Origin of the sequence: Mycobacterium sp. (genome assembly GCF_049683355.1) — a bacterium.
Lineage (GTDB): Bacteria > Actinomycetota > Actinomycetes > Mycobacteriales > Mycobacteriaceae > Mycobacterium.
In genome coordinates this window covers 1-1833 of record NZ_JBAUJB010000321.1, presented here as the reverse complement: position 1 = coordinate 1833, position 1833 = coordinate 1, and the positions used below count along the sequence as shown (strand labels likewise).

3 protein-coding genes are annotated in these 1833 nt (G+C 71.5%); all 3 read right to left on the bottom strand.

Translation table 11 applies throughout. The features are described 5' to 3' along the window. On the bottom strand, positions 1-757 hold a 757-nt coding region (locus tag WA944_RS18755; protein WP_526647221.1), incomplete at its 3' end, for a DUF6779 domain-containing protein. Between the two features lie 77 nt (positions 758-834). Continuing rightward, positions 835-1311 (bottom strand): DUF3180 family protein, encoded by a 477-nt coding sequence (locus WA944_RS18750; protein WP_526647220.1) that lies wholly within the window; start codon positions 1309-1311, stop codon positions 835-837. Positions 1312-1318: 7 nt separating this feature from the next. Further along, entirely contained in the window at positions 1319-1831 is a 513-nt protein-coding gene (gene folK, locus WA944_RS18745; RefSeq protein ID WP_526647219.1) for a 2-amino-4-hydroxy-6-hydroxymethyldihydropteridine diphosphokinase, read from the bottom strand. Positions 1832-1833: the final 2 nt, after the last annotated feature.

Here is a 1833-nt window from a genome sequence, read left to right as displayed (position 1 = left end):
GCGCCGCCCACTGCCGGCCGGGGGTCTCGTCTGCTCGATACGTCCCGGCCCGGGCCCCTTCGGAGAATCTGCGGTGCGCGCCGCCCGCCTCGTCGGCAGGGGACGGCCGTTCCGCCTCCGGGGGGTGCGGTTCGGCGGGAACGTCGATGATCGGGCTCTCCTCGGTGTCCGGCGCGTGCGGATCCGCGTCGGAGACCTCGTCGAGGTCCTCGGTGTCGATGCGGCTGCTGCGGACCCGTCCCGCGGTGTCCGCCCCGGGAGTCCACCCGCCCAGTTCCCGGGAATCGCCACCGCGGCGCTCCGGCTCGATCGCGTGCCGGTGCGACAGGTCGGTGTCGAACAGGTACTCCAAGTTCGCCCGCAGCGCGGCCAGTTCCGCCCGCAACGCCGACACCTCGTCGGCCGACTGCGCGCGCAACTCCGAGGCCAACTCGCGGCGCAGCTGCGTCTCCACCGCGAGCTCGTACTCCCGGCGCGCCGAGATCTCGCGGTCGAGCTGCAGGTCGTAGACCAACTTGAGGTCGCGCACCTTGGCCTGGTCGCTGTCGCTCTGCCTGCGGTAGATCACCGACACGAACGCCGCCACCACCGCGGCCCACAGAGACAGGATCACCGCGAGCTTGAGCAACTCCACCCGGTTGGTGAAAACCAGCGCCGAACTCGCCGCGATGGCGAGCACCAGCAACACCGACATCAGGATCCAACCCGGCCGACGGGCACCGCGCCGAATGCGCGCGCCACGGGTCGGATCGGTCATGGGCCGACTGTACCCGCCACAGGTCATCTAGCGTGTCGACCTCCGCGGCGATTCGGCAGGTGCGCTGGGCTATTCGGTCAGCCGGGTGCCGCGTCGGCGTTCTCCGGCGGCTCGTCGGGAGACCTGCAGCAATGCTGCAGCCACAGCGCCGCGACGACCAGCGCAAGCGCACACGACGCGGCCACCACCGAGCCGGGGGCGTCCTCGGCCGCCACCCGCAGGGCGCTGCGGCGCGGCAGCAGGTAGACCGACACGGCCAGCCACCACCCCAGGACGACGCTGCCCATCCACGCCGACGCCTTGGCGATCACCACCGATCTCGCCACCGCCAGCGGATGCAACCGGCCGAGTCCCACCCCGACCTCGCCATCACGGATCCTGGCGCGGACATAAAAGCCCCAGCCCGCGATGGCGACCGCGACGCCCAGCAGCGACACCCCGGTCCACATCGTGATCGGCGGGAACCACCGGTACACGGCGCGCACCACCAGATAGCCCACCACCGCGGTCACCACGACGGCGGCGAGAAGATCTCGCAGACGAGTGGGTCCCATCAGCCGGTCAACGCCCGTTCCCGAGGCTCAGCGTCAGCTCGGTGCGCCGCACTCCGGCCTGTTCTGCCGCGTCGACGGCCTCGAGGAGCTCTCCGACGGTGCGCTCCCGGCCCGCCACGCTCAGGGTGGCGTGCGGATCGGCTGCCAGCCACGGGACCAGCACGAACGCCCGGACGTGGGCATAGGGGTGCGGCAGCGTCAGCTCGTCGTCCCCGACCGTCACCTCCGTACCCGAGTCTCGGCACGTCACGAGGTCGACGTCCAACGTCCTGGGCCCCCACCGCTGCTCGCGTACCCGATCTGCCGCGTCCTCGAGCTCGTGGGCCCGGCGCAGCCAGCCGTGCGCGTCCAGTGCCGGGTCGTCGGCGAGGACAACAGCGTTGAGGAACGGGCCTTGTTCGACGCCGCCCCATGCCTGCGTCTCGTACACCGGCGACACCGACACCACGGCTCGGCCGAGGCCGTCGACCACCGACTGCAGCCACCGCAACCGGTCACCGACGTTGGAGCCGATGGACAACA